Origin of the sequence: Rhizobium leguminosarum, assembly GCF_002953715.1 — a bacterium.
In the GTDB taxonomy this organism is placed as follows: domain Bacteria; phylum Pseudomonadota; class Alphaproteobacteria; order Rhizobiales; family Rhizobiaceae; genus Rhizobium; species Rhizobium leguminosarum_V.
Map to the genome: position 1 here is coordinate 1,631,140 of NZ_CP025012.1, position 25,127 is coordinate 1,656,266.

Annotated in this window: 25 protein-coding genes and 6 tRNA genes; 14 read left to right on the top strand and 17 right to left on the bottom strand. The window is 60.0% G+C overall.

Going from position 1 to position 25,127, the window contains the following annotated elements; translation table 11 throughout:
* The first annotated feature begins 75 nt into the window (after window positions 1–75).
* Both CUJ84_RS08320 and CUJ84_RS08325 read left to right on the top strand, forming a co-directional pair.
* Window positions 76–474, top strand: a complete 399-nt coding sequence (locus CUJ84_RS08320) for an NADH:ubiquinone oxidoreductase subunit NDUFA12 (protein ID WP_018496759.1) — start codon at window positions 76–78, stop codon at window positions 472–474.
* 115 nt (window positions 475–589) lie between these two features.
* Window positions 590–1,030, top strand: a complete 441-nt coding sequence (locus CUJ84_RS08325) for a DUF2155 domain-containing protein (protein ID WP_105005846.1) — start codon at window positions 590–592, stop codon at window positions 1,028–1,030.
* An 87-nt stretch (window positions 1,031–1,117) separates the two neighbouring features.
* Here CUJ84_RS08325 and CUJ84_RS08330 read toward each other — a convergent pair whose 3' ends face one another.
* The 6 genes from CUJ84_RS08330 to CUJ84_RS08355 all read right to left on the bottom strand — a co-directional run bounded on the left by CUJ84_RS08330 (window position 1,118) and on the right by CUJ84_RS08355 (window position 6,049).
* Window positions 1,118–2,047: a DUF2167 domain-containing protein gene (locus CUJ84_RS08330; protein ID WP_105005847.1), complete on the bottom strand. Its 930-nt coding sequence runs from the start codon at window positions 2,045–2,047 to the stop codon at window positions 1,118–1,120.
* 76 nt (window positions 2,048–2,123) lie between these two features.
* Window positions 2,124–2,738 carry a leucyl/phenylalanyl-tRNA--protein transferase gene (gene aat, locus CUJ84_RS08335; RefSeq protein ID WP_105005848.1) on the bottom strand — a complete coding sequence of 205 codons (615 nt, stop codon included), beginning with the start codon at window positions 2,736–2,738 and terminating at the stop codon, window positions 2,124–2,126.
* Window positions 2,739–2,745: 7 nt separating this feature from the next.
* Entirely contained in the window at window positions 2,746–4,101 is a 1,356-nt protein-coding gene (accC, locus tag CUJ84_RS08340; RefSeq protein WP_027684882.1) for an acetyl-CoA carboxylase biotin carboxylase subunit, read from the bottom strand.
* Window positions 4,102–4,105: 4 nt separating this feature from the next.
* Complete coding sequence (gene accB / locus CUJ84_RS08345) at window positions 4,106–4,570, bottom strand: acetyl-CoA carboxylase biotin carboxyl carrier protein (RefSeq protein ID WP_027684881.1); 465 nt, start codon at window positions 4,568–4,570, stop codon at window positions 4,106–4,108.
* Between the two features lie 20 nt (window positions 4,571–4,590).
* The gene (gene aroQ / locus CUJ84_RS08350) at window positions 4,591–5,028 is read right to left on the bottom strand and encodes a type II 3-dehydroquinate dehydratase (RefSeq protein ID WP_011651695.1); all 438 of its coding nucleotides are present in this window, start codon (window positions 5,026–5,028) and stop codon (window positions 4,591–4,593) included.
* Between the two features lie 262 nt (window positions 5,029–5,290).
* Window positions 5,291–6,049 (bottom strand): DsbA family protein, encoded by a 759-nt coding sequence (locus tag CUJ84_RS08355; protein ID WP_027684879.1) that lies wholly within the window; start codon window positions 6,047–6,049, stop codon window positions 5,291–5,293.
* 211 nt (window positions 6,050–6,260) lie between these two features.
* Between CUJ84_RS08355 and CUJ84_RS08360 the strand changes: the two genes are divergently transcribed.
* Entirely contained in the window at window positions 6,261–7,418 is a 1,158-nt protein-coding gene (locus CUJ84_RS08360; protein WP_105005849.1) for a pyridoxal phosphate-dependent aminotransferase, read from the top strand.
* 39 nt (window positions 7,419–7,457) lie between these two features.
* Here the strand turns inward: CUJ84_RS08360 and CUJ84_RS08365 are convergent, their stop codons facing one another.
* A complete protein-coding gene (locus CUJ84_RS08365) occupies window positions 7,458–8,798 on the bottom strand; it encodes a DUF2778 domain-containing protein (protein ID WP_105005850.1) in 1,341 nt (446 codons plus the stop codon).
* A 206-nt stretch (window positions 8,799–9,004) separates the two neighbouring features.
* A complete protein-coding gene (locus CUJ84_RS08370; protein WP_245457555.1) occupies window positions 9,005–10,840 on the bottom strand; it encodes a PHA/PHB synthase family protein in 1,836 nt (611 codons plus the stop codon).
* Window positions 10,841–10,988: 148 nt separating this feature from the next.
* Here CUJ84_RS08370 and CUJ84_RS08375 point away from each other — a divergent pair, with 148 nt between their 5' ends.
* From CUJ84_RS08375 to recJ, 5 genes are all read left to right on the top strand, one after another.
* Window positions 10,989–11,402: a hypothetical protein gene (locus tag CUJ84_RS08375; RefSeq protein WP_105005852.1), complete on the top strand. Its 414-nt coding sequence runs from the start codon at window positions 10,989–10,991 to the stop codon at window positions 11,400–11,402.
* A 221-nt stretch (window positions 11,403–11,623) separates the two neighbouring features.
* The gene (locus CUJ84_RS08380) at window positions 11,624–12,841 is read left to right on the top strand and encodes an LL-diaminopimelate aminotransferase (RefSeq protein WP_105008125.1); all 1,218 of its coding nucleotides are present in this window, start codon (window positions 11,624–11,626) and stop codon (window positions 12,839–12,841) included.
* A 61-nt stretch (window positions 12,842–12,902) separates the two neighbouring features.
* Window positions 12,903–14,228, top strand: a complete 1,326-nt coding sequence (locus tag CUJ84_RS08385; protein WP_105005853.1) for a homoserine dehydrogenase — start codon at window positions 12,903–12,905, stop codon at window positions 14,226–14,228.
* Window positions 14,229–14,388: 160 nt separating this feature from the next.
* The gene (locus tag CUJ84_RS08390; RefSeq protein WP_105005854.1) at window positions 14,389–14,634 is read left to right on the top strand and encodes a hypothetical protein; all 246 of its coding nucleotides are present in this window, start codon (window positions 14,389–14,391) and stop codon (window positions 14,632–14,634) included.
* An 80-nt stretch (window positions 14,635–14,714) separates the two neighbouring features.
* Window positions 14,715–16,517 carry a single-stranded-DNA-specific exonuclease RecJ gene (gene recJ / locus CUJ84_RS08395; RefSeq protein WP_105005855.1) on the top strand — a complete coding sequence of 601 codons (1,803 nt, stop codon included), beginning with the start codon at window positions 14,715–14,717 and terminating at the stop codon, window positions 16,515–16,517.
* 48 nt (window positions 16,518–16,565) lie between these two features.
* Here the strand turns inward: recJ and CUJ84_RS08400 are convergent.
* Both CUJ84_RS08400 and CUJ84_RS08405 read right to left on the bottom strand, forming a co-directional pair.
* Window positions 16,566–16,640: transfer RNA gene (locus CUJ84_RS08400), tRNA-Glu, on the bottom strand.
* A gap of 175 nt (window positions 16,641–16,815) precedes the next feature.
* A tRNA-Ile gene (locus CUJ84_RS08405) sits at window positions 16,816–16,891 on the bottom strand.
* Window positions 16,892–17,252: 361 nt separating this feature from the next.
* On the opposite strand from CUJ84_RS08405, the gene CUJ84_RS08410 reads away from it, so the two are divergent.
* Entirely contained in the window at window positions 17,253–18,008 is a 756-nt protein-coding gene (locus CUJ84_RS08410; protein WP_245457539.1) for an FkbM family methyltransferase, read from the top strand.
* A gap of 212 nt (window positions 18,009–18,220) precedes the next feature.
* Here the strand turns inward: CUJ84_RS08410 and CUJ84_RS08415 are convergent.
* The 4 genes from CUJ84_RS08415 to gloA all read right to left on the bottom strand — a co-directional run bounded on the left by CUJ84_RS08415 (window position 18,221) and on the right by gloA (window position 20,316).
* Window positions 18,221–18,295: transfer RNA gene (locus CUJ84_RS08415), tRNA-Glu, on the bottom strand.
* Between the two features lie 73 nt (window positions 18,296–18,368).
* Window positions 18,369–18,443, bottom strand: a tRNA-Glu gene (locus CUJ84_RS08420).
* Window positions 18,444–18,641: 198 nt separating this feature from the next.
* The gene (locus CUJ84_RS08425) at window positions 18,642–19,709 is read right to left on the bottom strand and encodes a YcbK family protein (RefSeq protein ID WP_105005856.1); all 1,068 of its coding nucleotides are present in this window, start codon (window positions 19,707–19,709) and stop codon (window positions 18,642–18,644) included.
* 166 nt (window positions 19,710–19,875) lie between these two features.
* Window positions 19,876–20,316, bottom strand: coding sequence for a lactoylglutathione lyase (gloA, locus tag CUJ84_RS08430; RefSeq protein ID WP_105005857.1), 441 nt, complete (start codon window positions 20,314–20,316; stop codon window positions 19,876–19,878).
* 195 nt (window positions 20,317–20,511) lie between these two features.
* Between gloA and CUJ84_RS08435 the strand changes: the two genes are divergently transcribed.
* A complete protein-coding gene (locus CUJ84_RS08435; RefSeq protein WP_003539135.1) occupies window positions 20,512–21,090 on the top strand; it encodes a cold-shock protein in 579 nt (192 codons plus the stop codon).
* A gap of 1 nt (window position 21,091) precedes the next feature.
* Window positions 21,092–21,580, top strand: coding sequence for a DUF192 domain-containing protein (locus tag CUJ84_RS08440; protein WP_105005858.1), 489 nt, complete (start codon window positions 21,092–21,094; stop codon window positions 21,578–21,580).
* Between the two features lie 60 nt (window positions 21,581–21,640).
* Here the strand turns inward: CUJ84_RS08440 and CUJ84_RS08445 are convergent.
* Together CUJ84_RS08445 and CUJ84_RS37885 are read right to left on the bottom strand one after the other, a co-directional pair.
* Window positions 21,641–21,717: transfer RNA gene (locus CUJ84_RS08445), tRNA-Pro, on the bottom strand.
* A gap of 184 nt (window positions 21,718–21,901) precedes the next feature.
* Complete coding sequence (locus CUJ84_RS37885) at window positions 21,902–22,114, bottom strand: hypothetical protein (RefSeq protein WP_017964110.1); 213 nt, start codon at window positions 22,112–22,114, stop codon at window positions 21,902–21,904.
* A gap of 305 nt (window positions 22,115–22,419) precedes the next feature.
* On the opposite strand from CUJ84_RS37885, the gene CUJ84_RS08450 reads away from it, so the two are divergent.
* Together CUJ84_RS08450 and CUJ84_RS08455 are read left to right on the top strand one after the other, a co-directional pair.
* Window positions 22,420–22,725 (top strand): ETC complex I subunit, encoded by a 306-nt coding sequence (locus CUJ84_RS08450; protein WP_105005859.1) that lies wholly within the window; start codon window positions 22,420–22,422, stop codon window positions 22,723–22,725.
* Window positions 22,726–22,782: 57 nt separating this feature from the next.
* Window positions 22,783–22,859, top strand: a tRNA-Arg gene (locus CUJ84_RS08455).
* A 37-nt stretch (window positions 22,860–22,896) separates the two neighbouring features.
* Here the strand turns inward: CUJ84_RS08455 and CUJ84_RS08460 are convergent.
* Entirely contained in the window at window positions 22,897–24,084 is a 1,188-nt protein-coding gene (locus CUJ84_RS08460) for an IS481 family transposase (RefSeq protein ID WP_425349269.1), read from the bottom strand.
* A gap of 239 nt (window positions 24,085–24,323) precedes the next feature.
* Between CUJ84_RS08460 and CUJ84_RS08470 the strand changes: the two genes are divergently transcribed.
* Window positions 24,324–24,899, top strand: a complete 576-nt coding sequence (locus tag CUJ84_RS08470; RefSeq protein WP_105005860.1) for an AAA family ATPase — start codon at window positions 24,324–24,326, stop codon at window positions 24,897–24,899.
* Window positions 24,900–25,127 lie beyond the last annotated feature (228 nt).

The following is a 25,127-nucleotide window of genomic DNA, read 5'->3' on the forward strand; positions in this document are numbered from 1 at the left end:
ATTCGGCTTGGCGACGGCATAAGCGAGGAAACGAATTCTGGTTTGGCTCGCATCTGGCGGGCACAAGGAAAAGACATGTGGAATCTTCTGGTTCAGACCTTTACCTGGTGGAACAGTCAGACGATGGGCACGCGTTTTGCGACCTGGCGTTTTGGCAAGCGCGTCGGCGAGGATGAATTCGGCAACGTCTACTACGAAGGCGGCATGTCTTCCTACGGTCTGCCGAAGCGCTGGGTGATCTACAAGGGTTATGCCGAAGCCTCCGCCATTCCGCCGGGCTGGCATGGCTGGATGCATCATCGCACCGATGTTCCCCCGTCCAAAGAAACCTACGTCGCCAAGGAATGGCAGAAGGCACATCGTCCCAACCATACCGGTTCGCCGCAGGCCTATCGTCCGCCTGGCTCCATCGCCGTTCCGGGCGAACGTCCGCGCGTCACCGGCGATTATGACGCCTGGACGCCGGGCAACTGAGACGGCCCGACCGGGCGATCCCAAGACCCGGCTTTTGGCCACAATTGACCTTTACCCGCAGGTTGGCCGCGCTTGACCGCGGCCGTGAACTGAAAATGTCTGGAGACGGGTACACATGACGCTCTTCACGCGGAACAAGGTCCTGCGTGCCGCCGGATCGCTGCTGGCGCTCTCGGTCCTGCTTCCGCCAGTTGCGGCAAATGCCGCACGCATCGAAAATCCGGTTGCCGTCTTCTCCGGTCTCGACAAGATCACCGGCCGTATCACGACGTTCGACGTCTATGTCAATGAGACGGTACAGTTCGGCGCGCTGCAGGTGACACCGAAGGCCTGTTATTCGCGCGATCAGTCGGAAGCGCAGAAGATCGACGGTTTCGTCGAGGTCGATGAGATCACCCTCGACCGCAAGATCCGCCGCATCTTCACCGGCTGGATGTTCGCCGCCAGCCCCGGCCTCAATGCCGTCGAGCACCCGATCTACGACGTCTGGCTGAAAGACTGCAAGACGACCTCGGACGTCCCGGCTCCTGACGGCACCAAGGCGACAGCCCGCTAACACCTCTCATCACGCCTTACAGGGCCGCAGGTCTTCTCAGACGCGCGGCGCTGTAACACGTTGAATTACGCAGTAGCCTGGGTGAGCCTATGCGGTGGGTGTCTTGTTCCTGCTGAAAAGGCCCTTGGCAAAGCGAAGCGCACCGGCGAACACGATGAAGACGAGGACGCCGGCCTTTTTGAAGAAGGCGAGGGCGAGCGCCAGCAATCCCACCTTGGCGGCAATCTTGGCGCCCGCGCCCGCAGCAATCATTCCCGCCATCCCATAGGCCGCGATCTTGTCGCCTTCGACGTAGTCGGTATAGGCCATTCCCTTGTCGAACTGCACGAGCTTGGTGACGGACGGAATGACGTCCTCGATCTCCTTCAACTGAGCGAGGCCGGCGACGAAGTCGAATTGGAATACACCCTGGCGGCCGAGCACGCGCACGGAATAGTTCAGCGTGTGCTGTGCCTGCGTGTCATCGCCGAACACCAGATCACGCGCCCAATGCATGGCATGCGCCGATGTGTCGTAGTGCGGCGTGGAAGCCCAGCCGACAAGCGTGATCTTCTGAAAACCCTGCTTTTCGCGTTCGACGTTGTTTTCTCTGATGGAATCTTTGATGTTTTGCAGCAATTCGTCGTAATTCGTCGTGGCGGCGTCGACATCCGAGACGTAGCCGTCGGCGCTGTATTCCACGATTGAGCCCCAGGCCTCGACATCGGTCGGTGCGTATTTCGCCGGGAAGATCATCCCCATCGTTCCCTCCGCCGCCGCCGGAGGATTTCCCCAGATGTCGACGAGCACCCTCTTCGTGTCGGCAGGGCTGAGATAGTAGAAGTCGGCGGGCACGTTCAGCGTTGCCTTGGCTTCAGGCAGCTTGATCACGCCCTGCTGGAAATCAAGCTTCTCCAGCAACGGCTTTTCCGCGTCGGAAAAATCGGTCCTGTTCGGGAACATGTCCTGATATGGGCGTGCGCCGGCTTGACCGGCAAACAAGGTCAAAAGGATCGCGGCTGCAAAATATCGTTTCAAAATTCTATCCCCCGTTGCATTTTGCAAACCTAGCCAAATCGGCTGATAAATCAACGCATGGACGAATTGATCGCGATTAAAACTTAAGGTGCGGCGACTCCATCGCTGCAGAAAGCATCACGGCATAGTCGGCCTTCGGAACGTCGATCGCCCCGAACGTCTTCAGGTGCTCGGTGGTGAACTGGGTGTCGAGCAGGGTGAAGCCCCTTTCCCGCAGCCGGTCGACGAGATGGACGAGGCAGATCTTCGAGGCATCCGTCCGGCGCGAAAACATGCTTTCGCCGAAGAAGGCCGAGCCGAGCGAGACGCCGTAGAGGCCGCCGACCAGCTCATCGCCCTCCCAGGCTTCGACCGTATGGGCATGGCCCATGTCGAAGAGCGTCGAATAAAGTGATCTGATCGTCCTGTTGATCCAGGTGCTCGGGCGCCCGGATGTTTCCTCCGCACAGGCCGCGATGACCTCATCGAACGCGTGATCGAAACGGATCTCGAAGGATTTCTTGCGCACCGTCTTGGCAAGGCTCTTCGACACATGGAAATGGTCGAGCGGCAGCACGCCGCGCAGTTCCGGCTCGACCCAGAAGATCTCCGGGTCGTCGGCGGATTCGGCCATCGGGAAGAGGCCGATGGAATAGGCGCGCAGGAGAATTTCAGGGGTGATGCCTGGTGACTTCCTGCGCGATCCTGCCATTCCCGTCCTATGCCGCCGGTGTGTTGGCGAGGTAGTGTTCCAGCCAGTGGATGTCGTAGTCGCCGTTGGCGATATCCTGGTTGGAGACGAGATCCTGGAACAGCGGCAGCGTCGTATTGATGCCGTCGACGACAAATTCGTCGAGCGCCCGGCGAAGGCGCATCATGCATTCGACGCGGGTACGGCCGTGCACGATCAGCTTGCCGATGAGGCTGTCGTAATAGGGGGGGATCTTGTAGCCCTGATAGGCACCGGAATCGATGCGCACGCCAAGGCCGCCCGGCGCGTGGAAATGCGTGATCGTGCCGGGTGAGGGCACGAAGGTGCGCGGGTGCTCGGCATTGATGCGGCACTCGATGGCGTGACCGGAAAAATGCACTTCGTCCTGCGTCACCGAGAGACCGCCGCCGGAAGCGACGCGGATCTGCTCATGCACCAGGTCGATGCCGGTGATCGCTTCCGTTATCGGATGCTCCACCTGCAGGCGGGTGTTCATTTCGATGAAATAGAATTCGCCATTCTCATAGAGGAATTCGATCGTGCCGGCACCGCGATATTTCAGCTTCTTCATGGCGTCGGCGCAGATCTGGCCGATCTTCATGCGCTGCTCGACGTTGAGCGCCGGCGAATTCGCCTCTTCCCAGACCTTCTGATGGCGCCGCTGCAGCGAGCAGTCACGCTCGCCGAGATGGATGGCATTGCCTTCGCCATCGCCGAACACCTGGATTTCGATGTGGCGCGGTTTGCCGAGATATTTTTCCATATAGACGGCTTCATTGCCGAAGGCGGCCGCCGCTTCCGTGCGCGCCGTCGACCAGGCCTCGATCACGTCGGCCTCGCTCTTGGCGACTTTCATGCCGCGTCCGCCGCCGCCGGCCGTTGCCTTGATCAGCACGGGATAGCCGATTTCGGCGGCTGTCTTCAGCGCATCCTCTTCGGTCTTCACTTCGCCGTCCGAGCCCGGAACGACGGGAATGCCGAGTTCCAGTGCCGTCGTCTTCGCGGTGATCTTATCGCCCATGATGCGGATATGGTCCGCCGTCGGCCCGATAAAGGTGATGCCGTGAGCTTCGAGGATATCGGCGAACTTGGCATTCTCCGACAGAAAGCCGTAGCCCGGATGCACGGCATCAGCGCCGGTGATCTCGCAGGCGGCGACGATCTGGTGGATGTTGAGATAGCTCTCGCGCGAGGAGGGCGGGCCGATGCAGACACTTTCGTCGGCAAGGCGCACATGCATGGCATCCGCGTCGGCGGTGGAATGAACCGCGACGCAGGCGATGCCGAGCTCCTTGCAGGCCCGGAGCACGCGAAGGGCGATTTCCCCGCGATTGGCGATGAGGATTTTCGAAATCATGGGCATGGGCCTATTCGATGACGACGAGGGCTTGGCCGTATTCGACGGGATGTCCGTCATCGACGAGGATCTCGGTTACCTTGCCCGATTTCGGCGAAGGGATCTGGTTCATCGTCTTCATCGCTTCGATGATGATCAGCGTCTGGCCTTCCTTGACGGTTGCGCCGACTTCGATGAACGGACGCGCGCCCGGAGCCGGCGCCATGTAGACGGTGCCCACCATCGGTGCATTGACGACATTGGCCGGGTTGCGGCTGGGAGCTGCGGCAGGTGCGGCTGCGGCTGCCGCAGCAGCGGGCGCGGCAAAAGCCGGTGCCGCGATCGGCGCCTGGACATATTGCGGCGTGCCGGCGCGCGAAACGCGGATGCGCAGGTCATCCTGCTCGACTTCGATCTCCGTCAGATCCGTTTCGTTGAGAATATTGGCGAGATCGCGGATCAGTGCCTGGTCGATACCCGATTTCTTTTCAGCCATGGTGTTGCCCTGTCTTCTTCTTATGCCGTGATGTTCTTCAGCGCGTGGAGCGCCAGGATGTAGCTGTGAGGCCCGAAGCCACAGATCACGCCTTTGCATGCCGGCGCGATCATCGACTTGTGGCGGAATTCTTCCCGTGCATGCACGTTGGATATGTGGAGCTCGACGACGGGAATGGAAATAGCGCGGATCGCATCATGCAGCGCGACCGATGTATGCGTATAGGCGCCTGCATTGATGGCAACGCCGACGGCCTTTTCGTCCGCCTCATGGAACCAGTCGACGAGCGTGCCTTCGTGGTTGCTCTGGCGGAAGTCGATATCGAGGCCGAGTTCGCGGCCTGCGGCCTTGCAATCTGCCTCGATGTCCTTGAGCGTCTTGCCGCCATAAATGCCGGGCTCTCGTTTACCCAGCATGTTCAGGTTGGGCCCGTTCAGGACAAAAATCGTTTGCGTCATCGAATGTTCCGTAAAATGTACGACGGCAACCTATAGACTCCGCGAAGGCTGAATGAAAGCCCTTACGGATTAGCCAGCGGCAATCGCGCCACATTTGTCCACATGGTTGAAACACTTCGATTTTGGCGATTTGATGGGCTGCCGGGAGCTCAAGCATGTCGCGCAAAAGTGTGCAGCGGTTTTGCGACAACGACATGCGCAAACATAAATATCTAAAGCGCGAGGGGCGCAAACTGAAAGATTGCGACGCGTTTTGATTTGCTCAGCAGGCGGTCTTGCCGCAGCTGCGCATGTTCTTGACCTTGGCTTCGAGATCGTCGAGCCCGACGGCGCCCGGCACCAATTCGTTGCCGATCACATAGGACGGCGTGCCGCTGATGCCGAGAGTGGAGGCGAGCTGGTAGGTCGCCTGGACGATTCCGTCATTCGGGCTCTTTGCCATCTCGGCGCGGATCTTGTCCTCCTTGACGCCGAGCGAAGCGGCGACCGCGATCGCTGTTTCGTCAGAGGCACGGCCTTCGGTACCGAGAAGGGCGACGTGGAAATCGGCATATTTCTCCGGTGCCAGCTTGCGGAAGGCATCGGCCACCTTGTGGGCGGCGACGGAATCCGGCCCGAGGATCGGGAATTCCTTGAGGACGAAACGGACGTTCTTGTCCTTCTTCAGCATGGCCTGCATGTCGGGAAGCGCATGACGGCAGTAGCTGCAATTATAATCGAAGAATTCGACGACAGTGACATCGCCCTTGGGATTGCCGAGCGTGACGTCGTTCTTCGAATCGAAGATGTCGGTGGTGTTCTCTTCGATCGCCATATTGGCCTTCACCAGGCGCTGGGCTTCCTGCTTCTTCTGCAGCGCATCCTGGACTTCGAGCATGATCTCGGGATTCTCGATCAGGTATTGCTTGATGAATTCGCCGAACTCCTTCTTCTGCTGGTCGTCGAGCGCTGCCGCCGGAAGCGGAAGGGCGATCGATGCGGCAAGCGCCAGTGCGGTGAAGGTCTTCGGGAAGAATGCCATGATATCCTCGTCATCGGCGGTGTGGTCATCTCTTTGTCGAGAAGACCGTCGCCGGGTTAATGGACTTGAATGCGTCGCGTCAAGGTACGGTGCGTTTGGTTCTGCTCAAACCGGAATTTTTCATCCCCGCGCGGCCCTCGCGGGATTGTGATGAGCCGATTAATGCGGCAATTGTCGGGCCGTCACTGAAGAAGCCGAGCGAGAAACGATCTTGTTTTCCATATCGAAACGCAGCGAAGTCGAACCTTTTCACGCCATGGACGTCTTGGCGGAGGCGACGAAACGGCGGGCGAGCGGCCATCCCGTGATCTCGATGGCGGTCGGTCAGCCCTCGCATCCGGCACCTCAAGCGGCACTCGAAGCGGCTCGCACAGCCCTTGCCGAAGGCCGGATCGGTTATACCGATGCGCTGGGAACGGCGCGGCTGAAATCGGCGCTCGCCTGGCACTACAAGGATCGCCACGGCCTGGAGATCGATCCCACGCGTATCGCCATCACCACCGGTTCCTCGGCGGGCTTCAATCTCGCCTTCCTGTCGCTCTTCGATGCCGGCGATGCGGTGGCGATCGCAAGACCCGGTTATCCCGCCTATCGCAATATCCTCGGTGCGCTGGGTCTGAAGGTCCTCGAAGTGCCCGTAACGGCCGAGACCCATTTCACCCTGACGCCGCAAAGCCTCGAAGCGGCGCAGAAGGAAAGCGGCATGACGCTGAAAGGCGTGCTGCTCGCGAGCCCCGCCAACCCGACCGGCACGGTGACCGGCCGCGATGGGCTGAAGGCGCTTTCGGATTACTGTGCCGCCTATTCCATCGCCTTCATCTCCGATGAAATCTACCACGGGCTGACCTTCGCCGGCGAGGAGGCGAGCGCGCTGGAACTAACCGACGAGGCGATCGTCATCAACTCCTTCTCCAAATATTACTGCATGACCGGTTGGCGAATCGGCTGGATGGTGCTGCCGGAACGCCTGGTGCGGCCGATCGAACGGGTGGCGCAGAGCCTCTACATCTCGCCGCCCGAGCTCTCCCAGATCGCCGCCACGGCCGCTCTGAGCGCCGGCGCCGAGCTCGATCGTTATAAGGCGAGCTATGCCGCCAACCGCGACTTGCTGATGCGGCGACTGCCACAGATCGGATTTTCGATCGCGTCGCCGATGGACGGCGCCTTCTACGCCTATCTGGACGTCACCCGCTTCACCAATGACACCATGGGCTTTGCCAAACGCATGCTCGCGGAAATCGACGTCGCCGCAACGCCCGGTCTGGATTTCGATCCGCTGGAGGGAAATCGAACGTTGCGTCTGTCTTATGCGGGCTCGGAAGCTGAGATCGCTGAGGCGGTGGAGCGAATCGCAGCCTGGTTGAAGTAACGTCCGCTGCCGGACAAGCGGCAGTGCGCTCTCCAATCCTCAGCTGCGTCGCGAAAACAGCGACGCAAAGGTCGAAGACGGTTTGTTGTTCAGCCGAGGAACCACCACGAGCTGCTTGATGTCGCCGCGCTTGTAGGCGGCGAGGAAACGACGGTAGTCCTTGAAGGAGACACAGCCGTTGGAATCGCCGTTCTTGCCGAGCATGTAGGTGTGAGCCAGCAGGCCGACACGGTCATAGATGGCGTCCGAACCCTCGACCGGCGTCAGCCGCAGCGCTTCGACGCCATGGAAAAGGCTCTCGCGCATGGTGAGGACATAGGTGTGCGGCGGCGTCGGTCCGCGCATCTTCTTGTTCACGAAACGCGGGTTGTCGCGCATCTTGCCGAGCCCGGAATGGGCCTCGAGCCGCTCGCCATTCGGCAGATAGACAGTGCTGTTTTCGATGTCGTAGATCGCCACGCCTGCGCGCAGCTTCGGCGAGAAGACCGGCTTGTCGTAGCGCGGCACTGCGTCGTCCTCGTCATCCTCGATCGGCGAATTCGGCTGGGCATAGGCAAGCGCAGGCTCGCCAGAACGCTGCGAGCCCTTGGCGGCCAGCGCCGGTTTGCCGATCAGGCCATCAGGACGTGCCATTGGCAGCGGCACGGAACCTTCGTCCGGCGCCAGCACGAGATCGAAGGGTGGCGCGTCGTCGGCGGCAGCAACGACCACCGGTGCAGGTTCCGATGCGGGAATGGAGGCCGTTCTGACAGGAGGTGTGGTTGGCTCAACCGGAGCCGGTGCGATTTGCCGGGATCCGGCATCGGCAAGCGCAAGCAGGGCCGGGAGTTCGGCTGCGGCGACGGCCTCCTTCGAGGGAACGATGATCCGGTTGCCGTCGTCTTCTTCCGTCTCTGCCGAGGCGAGCTCGACCGGCGTTGGCGCGATCACATCGTCCTTGCGGAATTTGACGCTGTCGGAAATCGCGGCCACGACCGGCTGCTCGGCAGCCATGGCGAGCCGATTGTTTTTGGCGAGAACCGCGAGCGCCGTTGCAGCGGCGGCGGTCTTTTCGGCATGGAATTGAATGAGGCTCGCCGTCAGCGGTACCTTGGGCTTCGCATCGAAGGCGGCCAGCCGGTCGGCCTTGCCGACATGGATCAGGCGCTCATGGCGCGTTGACGGAGCCACCTTCGGCGCAGTGCCGACCTGTGCCAGGCGATCGGACGGAGAAAAGGGAGTGGCTATCGAGTGCATCGTCGCGAAGGTCGCGATCAGCCATGTGGAGGTCAGAAATCCGGCGCCGACAACACCGTAAAGGAAACCGCGAGATCTGCGCCAACGGAAAGCGGATCCGCCAAGAAGGGTGACGTCATCGAACGTCCCGACCGCACACGCCATACTACACTCGTCTTTCAAACTCGCTACGCAGGCCGGCGGCACTGACTGACTTAACTTCGCCGGGGCCGGTACAGGCGCAAATGGGCCGAATTTAGACCATCCACGACGTCCGACTGTCTCGCAAGGATGACGAATTATGGTTTCTAATTTGTTTACGCGGCGTTGCAGTTTCTCACGATGTCTCAAAAAGAGATGCGTGGGGCTTCTCAGGCGCGCTCCATCACATAACTTCCCGGCGCTTCCTCGATCGCGTTCAACGCATCGCCGCCGGGTTTGCGGGCAGGCACGCGTCTGCCGTCATGCGTCTCGATCCAGGCCTGCCAATGCGGCCACCATGATCCTGGAGTCTCCGTCGCCTGGTCGAGCCAGATCTCGTAGTCGCCCTTGGCCGGGCCGCCCGTCCAGAATTGATACTTCTTCCTATCGGGCGGGTTGACGACGCCGGCGATATGTCCCGAGCCGGTCACGACGAATTCCACCTTGCCGCCGAAGAACCGGCTGCCGAGGAAGACTGACTTGGCAGGTGCGATGTGATCCTCGCGGGTGGCGAGATTATAGATCGGGATCTTCACGTCCTTCAGCGACACGGGCTTGCCATCGAGGATCATCTCGTTCTGCGTCAGCGCATTGTTGAGATAGCAATTGCGCAGATAGAAGGCATGGTTTGCCGCCGCCATGCGGGTCGAATCGGCGTTCCAGAACAAGAGGTCGAAGGGCAGGGGATCCTGGCCCTTGAGGTAGTTGTTGACGAAATAAGGCCAGATCAGTTCCGAGGCGCGCAGCATGTTGAAGGCCATCGACATCTTCGTGCCGTCGAGATAGCCGGCCGCCTGCATATGCTCTTCGAGCGATTCAAGCTGCTCCTCGTCGACAAAGACCTTGAGGTCGCCGGCATGGGTGAAATCGACCTGGGTGGTGAAGAGTGTCGCGGTCTTGATGCGCTTGTTCTTCTCCCTGGCATGCAGCGCCAGTGTCGCGGCCAGCAGCGTACCGCCGACGCAGTAGCCGACGGCGTTGACGTCCTTCTCGCCGGTCGCTTTCTCGATTGTATCAAGCGCGAAATCGATGCCTTCGCGGGCATAGGCCGTCCAGTCCTTCTCGGCGTGGCGCGCATCCGGGTTGACCCAGGAAATGACGAAGACCGTCTGACCCTGGTCGACGCACCATTTGATGAAGGATTTTTGCGGGTTGAGGTCGAGAATATAGAACTTGTTGATCCAGGGCGGGCAGATCAGCAGCGGCCGCTTCAGCACGGTTTCAGTCGAAGCCTCGTACTGGATGATCTGGCAGATGTCGTTCTGGGCGATCACCTTGCCTGGTGTCAGCGCCATATCGCGGCCGACGGCGAATTTCGTCATGTCGGTCTGGCGAAGACGAAGGTCGCCATGTCCGGCGGCGATATCCTCGGCCAGCATCTTCATCCCGCGCACCAGATTGGCGCCGCTGGTCGCGATCGTCTCGCGGTAGAGCTGCGGATTGGTGGCGATGAAGTTGGTCGGCGAAAGCGCTGCCGTGATCTGCTTCACGTAGAAGCCGGCCTTGTGCTTGGTGTGCTCGTCGAGGCCATCGGTCTCCCACACCATCTTTTCCACCCAGTCGGTGGTGACGAAATAGACCTGGCGGAGAAAATCGAAGAACGGATTCTTCTGCCAGTCCTCGTCCGAGAAGCGCTTGTCCTTGCGGGTGTCCGGCTCGGCAGGTGTGGGATCGCCCTGCATTCGCTGCATCGAGCGCATCCAGATGCCGAAGAACGAGGACATTAGCTGCGTCTGTGCCTCGAAGGTGCGGCGCGGATCGGAAATCCAGTATTCGGTGACCTTGGAAAGCGTCTTGACCATGTCGGTCATCGGATCGACGGTGCTTTCGGTGATCTCGCCGCGTTCGCGCGGCGCAAGCCAGGCAGACGCTGCTTGTCCGAGATTTTCGAGCGCCCGGGCGAAATTCATCGCCATGGCCTCAGGATCCTTCAACAGATAGGGATCGAGATCGGTCGCGTCGAAGCCGGCCTTGCCGCCATTCTCCTGCTTGCTGTCGGTCACCATTTCCTCCGGCGGCAGCACCACTCTTTTTATCCGTTCGTTGTACATCGTGATCGAACGAGAAAACAAGTTCCACCCGCATCGGCTCATGCTATTGCTTTGTGGCTGCGACAAATTTAACAGTCGAAGCAGTCAAAACTGGATTTGAGGCATGACGAAGAACGGCATTCGGCGCATCGCAACCTTCAACCGCACCGCACTGATCTGCGCCGCGGCGGCGGTGGCCCTTGCCGGATGCAATCTGACGGCGGAACAAAAGGCCGCTGCCGCTGCCAAGCGAGCGGCGCCGACCGCCGTCGTCATGCCGGCCACCAAGGGCGAGGCGGTCGAAGGCGGCCTTGCGAAGTCACCGGACGGCTATCCGAATTTCGGCGCGCCGCTGACGGCCGCCAACGTCCAGATGAGCGACGAGCAGGCTGCCGAACTGCAGCATCAGCTGACGGCACTTTCCGCTCGGCGCAAGGCCGGCACAATCTCGGAAGCCGAATATCAGGCCAAGGTCGCCGAAATGCGGCGCCTCGCCGCCGAGCACGGCACTGATACGCTTTCCGAAATCTCCAAATAGACCTTGCCTTTCAGGCAATTTGGACGCAAAGCCTTCCGGATGGATCGGAAGATACAATTTTCCCGATAAAGCGCGTTATGCGGCCTTTCCGTCAAAGATTTGCCGCGTCGCTTGGGTCTGATGAATACGGCGTTGCGATTCTGAAGTTCGTGTCGCAGCCGCCGGGAGACGGAACGAACTTCGACTGCGGCCCGAAATGCCGCCTTTCCATGGGGAATGAGATGGAAGAGTTTCACAAAGTCCGGCGTTTGCCGCCTTATGTTTTCGAACAGGTCAACCGTTTGAAAGCAAGCGCGCGAGCGGGCGGCGCCGATATCATCGATCTCGGCATGGGAAACCCCGACCTTCCCACTCCCCAGTCGATCGTCGACAAGCTGTGCGAGGTCGTGCAGGATCCGCGCACGCATCGTTATTCCTCTTCCAAGGGCATTCCGGGCCTGCGCCGCGCCCAGGCCGCCTATTACGCCCGTCGTTTCGGCGTCAAGCTCAACCCGGATACGCAGGTGGTCGCCACCTTGGGCTCGAAGGAAGGCTTTGCCAACATGGCGCAGGCAATCACCGCGCCTGGCGACGTGATCCTTTGCCCGAACCCCACCTATCCGATCCACGCCTTCGGCTTCCTGATGGCGGGCGGCGTGATCCGTTCCATGTCGGTGGAGCCGGATGCGAGCTTCTTCGAACCACTGGAACGTGCCGTCAAGCATTCGATCCCGAAGCCCTTAGCGCTGATCCTCAACTACCCCTCGAATCCGACAGCCTTTGTCGCGACTCTCGATTTCTACAAGGACGTCATCGCCTTTGCGAAAAAGCACGACATCATCGTGCTTTCCGACCTTGCCTATTCGGAGATCTACTTCGACGGCTCTCCGCCGCCGTCGGTTCTCGAAGTGCCGGGCGCAATGGACGTGACCGTCGAGTTCACCTCAATGTCGAAGACCTTCTCCATGCCCGGCTGGCGCATGGGCTTTGCCGTCGGCAACGAGCGGCTGATCGCGGCGCTCACTCGCGTCAAGTCCTATCTCGACTACGGCGCTTTCACGCCGATCCAGGTGGCGGCGACGCACGCGCTGAACGGCGACGGCTCCGACATTGCGGAAGTCCGCAACGTCTATAAGCGCCGCCGCGACGTCATGGTCGAAAGCTTCGGCAAGGCCGGGTTCGACGTGCCGCCGCCGGCTGCCACCATGTTCGCCTGGGCGAAGATCCCGGAAAAGTTCCGTCACCTCGGTTCGCTGGAATTCTCCAAGCTCCTGGTCGAGAAGGCCGACGTCGCCGTTGCCCCGGGCATCGGCTTCGGCGAAATGGGCGACGACTACGTCCGTCTGGCACTTGTCGAGAACGAACACCGTATCCGCCAGGCTGCGCGCAACATCAAGAAGTTCATGTCGACGGCTGACGAGACAATGCACAACGTCATCTCGCTGAACGCACACCGCTAATCCAACCGTTGGGCAGCCGCGTCATGCGGCTGCCACCACACAGACATTTCAGGATCGATCCATGGCAGATGCCCTCAAAATCGGCATTGCGGGCTTGGGCACCGTTGGCGCCTCGCTTGTCCGCATCATTCAGCAGAAAAGCAACGAGCTTGCCGTCACCTGCGGACGTCCGATCACCATCACGGCGGTCTCCGCGCGTGACAAGGCGAGGGACCGCGGCATCGATCTTTCCGCCGTCACCTGGTTCGACCGGCCGGAAGAGCTTGCCGAAAAAGGCGATATCGACGTTTTCGTCGAGCTGATGGGCGGCGCCGAAGGAGCTGCCAACATCTCCGTGCGCGCCGCACTCCAGCGTGGTCTCCATGTGGTGACAGCCAACAAGGCGCTGCTTGCCTATCACGGCGTCGAGCTTGCAACGATCGCCGAGGAGAAGGGGTCGCTGCTGAACTTCGAGGCGGCAGTCGCCGGCGGCATCCCGGTCATCAAGGCGCTGCGTGAATCGCTGACGGGCAATTCCGTCTCGCGCATCTATGGCATCATGAACGGCACCTGCAATTACATCCTGACCAAGATGGAGAAGGAGGGACTTTCTTTCGCCGAATGCCTCAAGGAAGCGCAGCGGCTGGGTTATGCCGAGGCTGATCCGGCCTTCGATATCGAGGGCAACGACACGGCCCACAAGCTTTCCATCCTGACGACGCTCGCCTTCGGCAATCAGATCGCGGCCGACGACATCTATCTCGAAGGCATCACCAATATCTCGATCGAGGATATCCACGCTGCCGCCGAGCTCGGTTATCGCATCAAGCTCTTAGGCGTTGCCCAGCGCACCGATACCGGCATCGAGCAGCGCGTCCATCCCACCATGGTGCCGGTCGATTCGGTCATCGCCCAGGTCGACGGCGTCACCAATGCCGTAGCGATCGAATCCGACGTGCTCGGCGAACTGCTGATGGTCGGCCCCGGCGCCGGAGGCAATGCCACGGCCTCGTCGGTGCTTGGCGATATCGCCGATATCGCCAAGAGCCAGCCGGGCGCCCAGCGCGTGCCGGTGCTCGGCCATCCCGCAACGACGCTGGAGCCCTACCGCAAGGCGCAGATGCAGAGCCACGAGGGCGGCTATTTCATCCGCCTGACGGTGCTCGACCGCACCGGTGTCTTTGCCAGCGTCGCAACCCGCATGGCGGAAAACAACATCTCGCTGGAATCGATCGTCCAGCGCTCCAAACAGCATCTGGCGCCATCGCACCACCAGACGATCATTCTCGTCACCCACGCAACGACGGAAGAGTCGGTGCGCAGGGCGGTCGCCTCGATCAAGTCGGAAGGTTATCTCTTCGGCGAGCCGCAGGTCATTCGCATCGAACGGCCGAAAGAGGAAGGCTGAGCCTTTTTCCCGTCCCGGAGGACCTTTGCGCCGCCCTGTCCCTGCAGGGCGGTTTTTTTGTTATCTTTTCAACCTTCCGTTACGGAAGTCTATATTAACAGATACCGAAATATTGATATAACTAAACCTAAGATGGTGAGTCGTCTGGGTGGAGAATTTCATGAGCAAGGACAGCCACGCCGGGAAGGGGTATGGCTACCCGAGCGACGTGCCGCCGAACCATCCTGATTTGCCTGAGGAAATCCTCAAGCCGGCCTACCGCGAAATTCCTCAAGAGGTCTCCGATGAGGCTGATGGCGAGGAAAACACGGAAGGCCGCAACTGGGCCATTCTGCTGACGCTGTTTTCGTTCCTGCTGGTGCAGTTCGCCGGCATCGCCCTGATCATCTGGGCGGTGTTTTGGTAAAAACCCGTGTCTGCAAATCCATCGCTATGTTATCTCCGCTGCTCCTGTAGAAAGAGCAGATGAAGTCAGCGGAGTATGGCATGGCAGATCTCGTCGATCCGGTACAGCGCGCGTTTCTCGGTGTGGAGAAATCCGTGCTCGACAATCGCTGGGTGGCGCGGCTCGACCAGGCAGGGCAGAACCGCGCGCTGGCCATGTCGCAGATCCATGGATTGCCGGATCTGATCGCCCGGGTGCTCGCCGGGCGCGGCGTGACGGTGGACGAGGCGATCGAATTCCTCGATCCGACGATCCGCAGCCTGATGCCCGATCCCCATAAGCTGACCGATTGCGAAAAGGCCGCGACCCGCCTGGTGAGTGCCATTGAGCGTGGCGAGAGCGTCGCGATCTTCGGCGACTACGATGTCGACGGCGCGGCCTCCTCGGCGCTGATGTACCGTTTTCTCAGCCATTTCGGCGTCAGGGCGAATATCTATATTCCCGATCGCGTCTTCGAAGGTTATGGCCCCAATCCGGTGGCGATCAATCAGTTGATCGACAATGGCGCCCAGCTGATCGTCACTGTCGATTGCGGCTCTACCAGTCACGAGGCGCTGGCCGCCGCTGCTGCGCGCAATATCGATGTCGTCGTCATCGATCACCACCAGGTGACACATGAGCTGCCGCCCTGCCATGCCCTCGTCAACCCGAACCGCGAGGACGATCTCTCGGGGCAGGGGCATCTTTGCGCGGCCGGCGTTGTCTTCATGGTCCTGGTCGCAACGCTGAGGCTGCTGCGCGCGGCCGGCAACAAGCGCATCCTGGCGATCGACTTGCTGCAATGGCTGGATATCGTCGCACTTGCGACGGTCTGCGATGTCGTGCCGCTGAAGGGCCTCAACCGCGCCTATGTGGTGAAGGGCCTGGTCGCTGCCCGGCACCAGAGCAATGCCGGGCTTGCAGCACTCTTCCGCAAGGCGGGGCTTGCAGGCCCGGTGACACCCTATCATTTCGGCTTCCTGATCGGTCCGCGCATCAATGCCGGCGGGCGGATCGGCGATGCAGCACTCGGAAGCCGCCTGCTGACGCTCGACGACGCCGGCGAGGCAGAGGTGATCGCGCAGCGCCTCGACGAGCTCAACCGCGAACGCCAGGCGATGGAGGCCGTCATGCTGCAGGAGGCGGAAGCCGAGGCGCTCGCCGAATATGGCGACGGTGAGGGCGCCTCCGTCATCGTCACCGCCCATGAGAAATGGCATCCCGGCATCGTCGGGCTGATCGCGGCACGGCTGAAGGAGAAGTTCAAACGGCCCGCCTTCGCGATCGCCTTCGATCCCTCCGGCCGCGGCACCGGCTCGGGCCGCTCCATCAACGGCTTCGATATGGGCAGGATGGTGCGGGCTGCGGTCGACGAGGGTATCCTCGTCAAGGGCGGCGGCCACGCCATGGCCGCGGGGTTGACGGTTGAGCGCGCCAATCTCGGCAGGCTGAGGACCTTCTTCACGGAGAAGGCCACAAAGACCGTGGCCAGCCTTGTCGCCAACGAGACGCTGAAGATCGACGGTGCGATCGGCGCAAGCGGCGCCACGCTCGAACTCATCGACCGCCTGGAGGCCGCCGGCCCCTATGGCTCCGGCCACGCTCAGCCGCTCTTTGCCGTGCCGGCGCATCGTCTGCGCGACGCCCGCCTGGTCGGCGAGAAACATGTGAAGGTGACGCTGGAGGCAATGGACGGATCGCGGCTCGACGGCATCGCCTTCCGCGCCGCCGATACGCCACTTGGCAATCTTCTCATCAATTCACGCGGCGCCAGCCTTCATGTCGCGGGTTCGCTCGGTGCCGAGCATTACCAGGGCGCGCGCCGCATCCAGCTCCGCGTCACTGACGCTGCGCCGGCAAAATAGAATGGCCGCGCAAGAGGCTGGCGAATGAAGGATTAAGCGGGAAGAAAGTGGCACGCCCTAGGGGAGTCGAACCCCTCTTCCCAGAATGAAAATCTGGTGTCCTAACCGATAGACGAAGGGCGCTTCCTTCGTGGTGCGCCCTTATAGTCAGCACCTTCCGAGGCCGCAAGCGCCAAGGCGCGAAAAAATCATCGTTTTCGGCAATCTTTTGCTGTTGTGGAAAACCACCGCGCCGGATACGCCGAAGCGGAGAAAGATCGAGCCTGCGGGTTGGGTTGGGCAGCATCGTGCAAGCGATTGGTACGCCCTAGGGGACTCGAACCCCCAACCAAGCGGTTATGAGCCGCCGGCTCTAACCATTGAGCTACAGGCCCTCGCGTCGGGTGTCCTGCGCCTTGGTGCCGGAGGCCGGCACCGTAATGCCGGGGCAATGGTTCCCGCAGCACGGGTTCCGCTCTAACGCAAATCCGAGGGAGCCACGATCACTTCGGCCTGCGCGTCGTCCGGACGCCTCGGCCAGACCTCGTCGATCGGCGGTCATTACCGGGACTGCCGCTCCAAGACGCCAGATAGCCAATCCCACCGCCCCCATCATCAACTGGCGAGGTTGAAGGGATCAACGGCTATGTCGGCTTCACCTAAAGAACTAGCCTTGGTGAAATGGCCGCGCAAGGCATCAACTATCGATGATCTAGCCACTGGTTGCCAATTCACGGAGGATGGAAAAGAAGGAGCATGCCGCTCGATGAGCGGATAGCGCATGCGTTCGAGTTACCGGGAGCCTACATGCTTCATATCGCTAATATTGCGCCACCTCGGTTCAGGCTATGGACGCGCGCTTCACGAGAATGGCGCCGTGGTGAGCCCGAGCTTCGGATCCTCGATAGATTATGCCGTCGGAACCAGACTGCAATCGATATAGGTGCGAACTACGGTGTCTATTCTTGGTTCTTGACCAAGTATGCGCGCGATGTCGTCGCCTTCGAACCTCAGCCTCACATGGTAGCTTTTCTGAAGGCTGCGCTTGGTTCGTCGGTTCGGGTCGAGCAGGTCGCACTTTCCGACAGCGATGGCGTTGCAACGATGCGGATCCCCAGTGATCAGCTCATGGATGGCTGCGCCACGATTGAGGAGCAGAATACGCTTTCGACGCAAAATGTCGAAGAAATTTCCGTTCCAACCCGGCGTTTGGACAGCTATCAGTTCGGCACTGTAGGCTTCATTAAGATCGACGTTGAAGGGCACGAACTAAAAGTACTCGAAGGCGCAGAGGCTATATTGAACCGGTATCGCCCAAACCTGCTCATCGAAGCGGAAGACCGACATCGACCCAACGCTGTCGCCAGTGTGATCGACTATCTTAAGCCGTTTGGATATTCTGTATATTGCCTGAAAGATCGAAAATTTCGCTCCCTGTCGATCGACGACATCCAGAAGGGCTCTGCCGGAACGCCTTATAACTACGTCTTTTCTATCCGCGAGGATCTATAAAGAGCCTTTCGTGTGCCCCCCCGTGCTCACCACCCCGACGACCGAGCGGCTGCTAGAAGCATCTGCGCCAGGATATTTTATCGGCCGTTGAGAACGGTTTAAACGCTTCTTGAGCCGCTCTTAAAACCTGATTGGGCTTTTTCAAAGATTCCGCAACCTCGTGTCAAAATTTCGCAAAATTGCGTCCGGCTAGATTGAGACGAGAGGAATAGTGGTACGCCCTAGGGGAGTCGAACCCCTCTTTACAGAATGAGAATCTGTCGTCCTAACCGATAGACGAAGGGCGCAAACCGTTCGTTAAAATAGGCGCGCGCGCCGGCTTCTGCAAGCGGATGCGATGGCTTCTATATGGAGAGAAAGTGGCACGCCCTAGGGGAGTCGAACCCCTCTTCCCAGAATGAAAATCTGGTGTCCTAACCGATAGACGAAGGGCGCTTCCTTCGTGGTGGCGCCCTTATAGTCAGGCATTTTGAATCCCGCAAGCGGGAAATGCGGTTTTCTTTCAAAAAAATGACAAGAAATCCTGCTACGTTGCAGACGCCGATTATTGAAGCTGAATCAATAGGCTGTCGGTTATTTCTTGAATAGAACGAGGCGGCGCTGCCCTAACGTGACGCGAAAAGCGCGCGGCCGTCAGATCGCTCTTGCGGTCGTCAGCGGGGCGCGTTTGCCGCCGCAGCCCCAGTTCCAGTCGCGGGTTTTGCCGGTATCGAGGTGAACCGAATCCGTATGGCAATAGGTGCCGACGCCGCCGCGGTCCGGCAATGAGCGGATATAGGCGGCGATATCCCATTTCGTTACGCCGTCGATCTGGATGTCGGCCGCCTCGCAGCTCTTGTGCATCGATTCGTCAGCGCCGCCGACTAGGCGGTTGTGCTCTTCGTCGCGATAGCCGGAGGTGACGATAAGCGGTCGGCCGAAATGGCTTTCGACCGTCTTGATCACTTTCAAGAGGTCAGGCTTGAAGCAGCCGACCTCGACCTTGTCGTTCTGAAGATGCAGCCCGTTCGGCGCGATACGCGTCATGCCGGGCAGGGCGGCCTTGTGCAGCAGGCCGGAAAGACTGCCGAGCAGGTTCTGCTTCGGCGCGCTGTAGAGCGCATTCATCGTCGAGGCTGGAATGCTGGCCGTCGCCAACGACGCCGTTTGCACGGGCGCAAGCTGCGTGCTGCTATTCTGTGAAGATTGCTGCGGCAGCACCGGTTCTGCCGGCTGTGTGGGCGCGGGCGGCTGGCTGTAGACGCTGCTTCGCGCCGGCGCTGCACCTTCCACCGGCACATAGGCCTGCGGCTGAATGACAGTCGACGTGCTGTTGTTCTGCGGCGCCGGCTGGTGATCGGAAAAGATGCTCATCGCCTGCGCGTTGATCCGGGTCGACTGCAGGACCAGCCCGCCGATATTGGCAGGCGCTGCCGTTGCCGAACCGGCGGGCGGGGCGGCGGCATTCGGATCTTGTGCCACGACCTGAGGCGCGCCCTGGGCGCCGGAGACGTTGACGAGCCGGGGGTCCGTATAGACGGAACGTGGGGCAGGGCTTGCAGGCGTTGCCGTGGCAAACTGTGGTGCTGCGGCTTGCGCCGCCGGAACCACCGCTGCCGAATCGAGCGCCTTCTTGTCCGACGCGCAGCCGGACAGCGCCAGCACCGAGGTGGCGATCAGCAACGCGCCCGTCACGGGCATCCGCATCTGCATGTTACGCAAGCGACAGTCTCCAGTTGATGCGGAAAATCGGCGAAAAACGCTTCTCTTCCGCTTCGAGTCGCCAGGAGATTGCCTGCGGCGCAGGATCGCGGCAAGCGCCGAGGCGCCGGCCGGACCCGAAATCGAAAAAGCCGCAAGCCTCGCAAAAGCCTTGCGGCGAAAACGCTTACCAGGCGCCGGTATTGCCCATCGAAGCCCAGGGTTCGGCGGACGGAAGCGGGTTGCCCTTTTGCAGGATTTCGATCGAGATGCCGTCGGGCGAGCGCACAAAGGCCATGTTCCCGTCGCGCGGCGGTCGGTTGATGGTGACGCCGTTGTCCATCAGATTCTGGCAGGTGGCGTAAATATCGTCGACCTCATAAGCGAGGTGGCCGAAATTGCGTCCTCCGCTATAATCTTCCGTGTCCCAGTTGTAGGTTAGTTCGAGGCAGGGAGCTTTTTCGCTGCGCGCACGGTCGAGATCGTCGCGAGCGGCCAGAAAAACCAGGGTGAAGCGGCCTTTTTCGTTTTCGTGGCGGCGAATCTCCTCCAGCCCGAACAGCGTGGTGTAAAAAGCGAGCGAGGCGTCCAGGTCTTTGACGCGTACCATTGTGTGGAGATAACGCATTCTATCTACTCCTTTATTGGGGCTGGCTTTTTTCAGCGAGCCGAGGTCAGCTTCGGGCAAGACATCTTTATAAAATGTGCAGCTGGGAATAACCGAAAACTAGGACTTGCGCTTATCCGTTACCAAGATGTTAATCTTGATTTGAAGAATCAGTTAACCGTAACAGTGTGACGCGTATTCGAGGGGCTGGCGACAATGGCTGATAGGATTTCATCGAACGAATACTCCGACCTCGACGAGCTATCAGGAGAGGCGGTCGATCTTGTTGAAATCACCGGCGTCGTCAAGTGGTTTGACGTCGCCAAGGGTTTCGGCTTCATCGTGCCCGACAACGGCTTGCAGGATGTTCTCCTGCACGTGACCTGCCTGCGTCGCGACGGTTACCAGACGATCCTCGAGGGAACGCGTATCGTCGCCCTCATCCAGCGCCGTGAGCGCGGCTATCAGGCTTTCAAGATCCTCTCGATGGACCAGTCCACCGCGGTTCATCCTTCGCAGCTGCCGCCGGTACGCACCCATGTGCAGGTCACCGCGACGAGCGGGCTTGAGCGTGCGCTCGTCAAGTGGTTCAACCGCACCAAGGGCTTCGGCTTCCTGACGCGTGGCGAGGGCACGGAGGATATCTTCGTGCACATGGAAACGCTCCGCCGCTTCGGCCTGACGGAACTGCGCCCCGGCCAGGTGGTGCTCGTCCGCTTCGGCGACGGCGAAAAGGGCCTGATGGCCGCAGAGATCCATCCTGACGTTCCGAGCCCGGCCAGCCGGTCTCACTGATATGAGCAGCCTTACCCTGTTTCATGCCATCAGAAGCGCCATATTGGCGCTTTTTTTCATGGTCGCGCTGCCGGCGTTCGCTGACGAGGAGATGCGGTTCGACAAGGAGCCGCTGCTCATCCAGACCGCTGCGGGCAAGGTGCTGCATTTCACCGTCGAGATTGCCTCGACCCCTGATCAGCGCGCCCGCGGACTGATGTTTCGCAAGGTGATGGCCGATGATGCCGGCATGATCTTCGATTTCGACGAGCCGCGGCGCGTCACCATGTGGATGGAAAACACCATTCTGCCGCTCGATATGCTCTTTGCCGACGACACCGGCACGATTCGCCACATCAAGGAAAAGGCAGTGCCCTATTCGCGCGACATCATCGATTCGATGAGCGCAGTGAAATACGTCGTCGAACTCAACGCCGGCATCGTCGCCAAACTGGGAATCAAGCCTGGCGACAGGATCGTCAGCGCCACGACGACGAGGAAGGCGAAGTAGCGGCGCGCATGCGAACTGCGATGCAGCTGTCAAGGAATTCAACAATATCGGGATATTGAATGGTCGGAGTGGAGAGATTCGAACTCCCGACCCTCTGGTCCCAAACCAGATGCGCTACCAGACTGCGCTACACTCCGTGCCGTGAATGGCAGGGGAGATACACGGTTCACTTCGCCGTCGCAACCCATAAATCCAGCGTTGGCCGAAGATTCCTCGCCGGACCTGTGGATGCAAGAAAGAAAAATCTTGATGGGCCGCAGTCTGCTTACCGGGCGCACGACTCCGTTTGCCTGGCGCAATTGGCATCAGGACAAGGCTACCTTAGCCGTGAGCGATCAGGCCGATATATTGAGCGTAGCTGATGGCAAGGTAGAAGAACGCCGTGATACCAGCCCCAATCACAATGGCATTGAACTCCGCCGAACGTCTCATCATGAGTGCAAATCCACTGAAACCAACTGAGCCGTAGAAATAGTGCCGAGGGCTGGCTGCGGCAATCAGGTTGCAATCACAACATGCGACGATCGGTAACATTGCGCAATCCGGCCGGAGTCGCTTGGCCATCAAGAGATGGCTGGCTCGACACAAGGGGAAGAATACCCGCAGCCGCTTGTCCGCGGAAATTCTTTGTTCCCTAGCGCATCGGCTTGTCATGGGATGGAGTCGCCAGCGTCGTCGGGCACCGCCTTTTTCCTTGAAAAAGCGGGGATTCGCGGCTAAGCAAAATTCATCTCTTTGCGTTATCTTCAATGATGATGCAAAAGGCCCGGCACGGGTCGGCAACGAGATTGAGACCATGAAAGGCGGGCGCTGCCCGCATAGTCGGAGACGCTGCAGTCATGTCTGCCAAGATCTATCGTCCAGCCAAGACCGCCATGCAGTCCGGCAAGGCCAAGACCAATCTCTGGGTGCTTGAATACGATCAGGAGTCGGCGCGCAAGATCGATCCGATCATGGGCTACACTTCCTCGGGCGATATGCGCCAGCAGGTGAAGCTCACCTTCGAAACGCAGGAACTCGCCGAAGCCTACGCCCAGCGCAACGGCATCGAATACCGCGTCATCGCACCGAAGGATCCAGTCCGCCAGGTCGTCGCCTATCCGGACAATTTCCGCTATACCCGCACGCAGCCCTGGACGCATTGAGATTTCTGGTCCAGATATGCCGCATCCGGTCGCGCTCATGAGACGCGGCCGCCGGACGGCCCCTTAGCTCAGCTGGATAGAGCACCTGCCTTCTAAGCAGGTTGTCGCAGGTTCGATTCCTGCAGGGGTCGCCATTTTTCAAGGGTCCGTTCTGGACACATAGGTTACGGTTTATTCCTGAGACATAGGTAACACTTTTGGACCGAAAGGGTTCGGCAAAGGTTCAAGCCTGCATGTCTCATCATCGAAGTATCCCAGATCGTAATCCATAAAGCTTGTAAGCCAGATATGGTCTTCGACCTGTTTGATGCCGACGGCCTGACCGGCGAAGACCAGACTGAGATTGATCTTCTTCCGCTTGTAGCAGATGCGTCCGCATGTTGTGACGGTGACTGTCTGGTCGTGGAGCGGGTAGTCGAGATCGGGTAGGCCGCGGTAGGCGCGCGGTGAAGCGTCGTAGCATTCTGCCGGGCAGGCCATGTTGAGCGCCTGGTGGGGCCGCTCGGTGTTGAACTCCTCGACGAAGTCGTCGAAGCGGGCTTGCTGCTGCAGGAAATTGTCTCCGGCCGGCTTGGTTGTCTCAAGTTTCAGTGTCAGATGCATGCGCTCGTGGCGGCCGTTCTGCTGCGGATGGCCGGGCTTGATGCGCTCGATGTCGATACCGAGCCTGAGCCACCAGACGGCGAGCCGCGACAGATTGAACAGTCCGTTGGGGCTGGCGAAAGGCACTCCGTTGTCGGTTCTGATCGCCTTGGGCAGGCCGAACTCCTTGAAGACGCGTTCGAAAACGGTAAAGGCGTAGACTTCCTTGGTCGTGTGCAACGCTTCGCAGGCCAAAAGATAGCGGCTGGCGAAGTCGGTGATCGTCAATGGGTAGCAATAGCGCTTATCGGCAAGCATGAACTCGCCTTTGTAATCGGCGCACCACAGGTCGTTGGGCAGCCCTGGATTGGAGAGGGCTGTTCCTTCAGCCCTGTTGCGCCGCCGCCTACCGTGCTTGACCAGGCCGTTGCGGTCGAGGACGGCATGCACGGTTGAGATCGCCGGTGTGTGAACATCCGGATATAGCCGCGCCAGCCGCTCCCTGATCTTTGGTGCGCCCCAGTTGGGCTTGTCCTGCTTGGTCCGCACAATCAGCTTCTCGATTTGGAAAGGAAGCTGATTGGCGTGCCGGTAAGGCCGTCGCGATCGATCTGTCAGTCCTTCCAGACCGCTGTCGTTATAGCGGCTGATGATCTTGTGACCGGTCTTGCGGGAGATGCCGAATTCGCGGCACAGCGCCGCTATCTTCTCGCCATCCAGAACCCGCGCAACGAATTTGAGACGCTCGTCCATGCGGTTGCACTCCTGCCAAGGCACCTTCGCTCTCCTCGCAAAGGCAAAAAGTGTAACCCATGTCTCCGGTATGAACTGTCACCCCTCTCTCGGGAAGGACAAAGTGTCCATCCATGCAGCATGCCGTTCGCCAAACAGGTAGAGCGGCTTCCGTAAAACGAAGTTGCTGGGCCGTGGACCGTCTATCCGATTGGAACACGCATTTACGGCCATGTCTTCGGGCGACATGATTATCAAGGAAAACTATGTAGGTGTCGCGAAAGATGGGTGTCCGCATCGTGCTCATAGGTTTCCCGGGCGTTGGGAAGTTGACCATCGCGAAAGAGTTGAGCGCCATGGTTTCGGCAAAAATTGTCGACAACCACTGGGTCAACAACCCGATTCTGCGTCTGCTGGATGAGGATGGAACGGCCCCGCTTCCAAAGGGAATATGGGAGTTTACAGGTCGAGTTCGACAAACCGTCCTTGATGCAATCACCGCTTACGCGCCGTCCGCCAATTTCATTTTCACGCATGCCGGCTTGGAGGGTGATGAGCGGAGCCTTCGTACCTTTCAACAGATCGCCGGTGCTGCCGAAGCCTGCGACGCCGTATTGGTGCCGGTGCGATTGCTGTGTGATGAAGAGGAGCTGGCTCGCCGGGTTTCGAACCCCGAGCGACGCCAAAGGTTGAAATCCACGGATGTGGCAGCCTCGAGGGATCGCAGTCGGAGGGCGGGGGTTTTCGATCCACTCCACCCAAACACATTGGTGCTCGACGTCACTTCCGCATCACCGGGAAAAACGGCCATCGCGATCCGAGAGCATATTCTAAAGGTCCTTGGCGACCTGTCAGCCTGAAATTCGTCGGAGTTGATACTCTATTCGCGCTACGATCGTCGATACGCCTGATGGCGGGAGGTGAGGCGTTCTGACGAGCTATCGGTTTACGCAAAGCCGGCCCGAAAGGCCGGCTGACGCCTGTCGAAAAATCGCAGCGCGCGGATGGGGCTCCCTCATCCGCGCGCCGAGGTAGCCGACTTTTGCGGCCAGCGTGTTGTGGCGATCGGACGACCGCCACAACGCTAT

What these genes read in the sequence shown, in the direction of transcription:
- CUJ84_RS08320 (WP_018496759.1), top strand. Translation starts at nt 76, where the DNA reads ATGTGGAATCTTCTGGTTCAGACCTTTACCTGGTGGAACAGTCAGACG.
- CUJ84_RS08325 (WP_105005846.1), top strand. Translation starts at nt 590, where the DNA reads ATGACGCTCTTCACGCGGAACAAGGTCCTGCGTGCCGCCGGATCGCTG.
- aat (WP_105005848.1), bottom strand. Translation starts at nt 2,738, where the DNA reads ATGGCAGGATCGCGCAGGAAGTCACCAGGCATCACCCCTGAAATTCTC.
- accC (WP_027684882.1), bottom strand. Translation starts at nt 4,101, where the DNA reads ATGCCCATGATTTCGAAAATCCTCATCGCCAATCGCGGGGAAATCGCC.
- accB (WP_027684881.1), bottom strand. Translation starts at nt 4,570, where the DNA reads ATGGCTGAAAAGAAATCGGGTATCGACCAGGCACTGATCCGCGATCTC.
- aroQ (WP_011651695.1), bottom strand. Translation starts at nt 5,028, where the DNA reads ATGACGCAAACGATTTTTGTCCTGAACGGGCCCAACCTGAACATGCTG.
- CUJ84_RS08355 (WP_027684879.1), bottom strand. Translation starts at nt 6,049, where the DNA reads ATGGCATTCTTCCCGAAGACCTTCACCGCACTGGCGCTTGCCGCATCG.
- CUJ84_RS08365 (WP_105005850.1), bottom strand. Translation starts at nt 8,798, where the DNA reads ATGGCGTGTGCGGTCGGGACGTTCGATGACGTCACCCTTCTTGGCGGA.
- CUJ84_RS08370 (WP_245457555.1), bottom strand. Translation starts at nt 10,840, where the DNA reads ATGGTGACCGACAGCAAGCAGGAGAATGGCGGCAAGGCCGGCTTCGAC.
- CUJ84_RS08375 (WP_105005852.1), top strand. Translation starts at nt 10,989, where the DNA reads ATGACGAAGAACGGCATTCGGCGCATCGCAACCTTCAACCGCACCGCA.
- CUJ84_RS08380 (WP_105008125.1), top strand. Translation starts at nt 11,624, where the DNA reads ATGGAAGAGTTTCACAAAGTCCGGCGTTTGCCGCCTTATGTTTTCGAA.
- CUJ84_RS08385 (WP_105005853.1), top strand. Translation starts at nt 12,903, where the DNA reads ATGGCAGATGCCCTCAAAATCGGCATTGCGGGCTTGGGCACCGTTGGC.
- CUJ84_RS08390 (WP_105005854.1), top strand. Translation starts at nt 14,389, where the DNA reads ATGAGCAAGGACAGCCACGCCGGGAAGGGGTATGGCTACCCGAGCGAC.
- recJ (WP_105005855.1), top strand. Translation starts at nt 14,715, where the DNA reads ATGGCAGATCTCGTCGATCCGGTACAGCGCGCGTTTCTCGGTGTGGAG.
- CUJ84_RS08410 (WP_245457539.1), top strand. Translation starts at nt 17,253, where the DNA reads ATGCCGCTCGATGAGCGGATAGCGCATGCGTTCGAGTTACCGGGAGCC.
- gloA (WP_105005857.1), bottom strand. Translation starts at nt 20,316, where the DNA reads ATGCGTTATCTCCACACAATGGTACGCGTCAAAGACCTGGACGCCTCG.
- CUJ84_RS08435 (WP_003539135.1), top strand. Translation starts at nt 20,512, where the DNA reads ATGGCTGATAGGATTTCATCGAACGAATACTCCGACCTCGACGAGCTA.
- CUJ84_RS08440 (WP_105005858.1), top strand. Translation starts at nt 21,092, where the DNA reads ATGAGCAGCCTTACCCTGTTTCATGCCATCAGAAGCGCCATATTGGCG.
- CUJ84_RS37885 (WP_017964110.1), bottom strand. Translation starts at nt 22,114, where the DNA reads ATGTTACCGATCGTCGCATGTTGTGATTGCAACCTGATTGCCGCAGCC.
- CUJ84_RS08450 (WP_105005859.1), top strand. Translation starts at nt 22,420, where the DNA reads ATGTCTGCCAAGATCTATCGTCCAGCCAAGACCGCCATGCAGTCCGGC.
- CUJ84_RS08470 (WP_105005860.1), top strand. Translation starts at nt 24,324, where the DNA reads ATGGGTGTCCGCATCGTGCTCATAGGTTTCCCGGGCGTTGGGAAGTTG.